The sequence below is a fragment of the Pseudomonas sp. 05N433 genome (assembly GCF_056396925.1).
In genome coordinates this window covers 1-752 of record NZ_JBFTML010000140.1, presented here as the reverse complement: position 1 = coordinate 752, position 752 = coordinate 1, and the positions used below count along the sequence as shown (strand labels likewise).

The window sequence follows — 752 nt, the reverse complement described above, 5'->3', positions numbered from 1 at the left end:
GGTTGTCGCTGCCGGTGAGGGTGAGGTTTTCCAGGTTGGCACTCAGGGTCCAGCTCACCGAGGAACGTACGGTGTCGATTTCGCTCGCCAGGGTACTGGTCTCGGTGACCGTGTCCTTGAGGTTGTCGACGATGTAGGTGTCGTTGCCGAAGCCGCCCATCATCACGTCGGCGCCGAGGCCACCATCCAGCACGTTGTTGCCGCTGTTGCCGATCAGCACGTTGTTCAGGGCGTTGCCGGTGGCGTCGAGCTGGTCGCTGCCGGTGAGGGTCAGGTTCTCGAGGTTGCTGCCCAGGGTGTAGCTGATCGACGACAGCACCGTGTCGATYTCGSYCAGCGAGGTGCCGCGCTCGATTACCGTGTCGCCGAGGTTGTCGACCACGTAGGTGTCGTTGCCAGCCCCGCCGTCCAGGGTATCAGCCCCGGCCTTGCCGTCGAGGAAGTTGGCGGCGGCGTTGCCGGTGAGGCTGTTATCGAGTTCGTTGCCGGTGAGGTTCAACGCGGYGGTGCCGAGCAGCACGCCGTCTTCGACGTTGGCCGAGAGGGTGTAGCTCACCGTCGTGCGGATCAGGTCGCGGCCTTCGTCGGCGAGCTCAGTGACCKTGTCGGTGGCGTTGTCGATGACGTAGGTGTCGTCGCCGCTGCCGCCGCTGAGGGTGTCGGCGCCGGCGCCGCCATCCAGCCAGTCATTGCCGGCCCCGCCTTGCAGGGTGTTGTTGTAGGCATTGCCGAGCAGGGTGTTGTTCAGGTCG

Annotated in this window: 1 protein-coding gene; it reads right to left on the bottom strand. The window is 65.1% G+C overall.

Translation table 11 applies throughout. The annotated features are described in order from the left end of the window. Positions 1–752, bottom strand: a 752-nt coding sequence (locus AC1DIS_RS30060) for a calcium-binding protein (RefSeq protein WP_477781312.1), incomplete at both ends; no start/stop codon positions are given.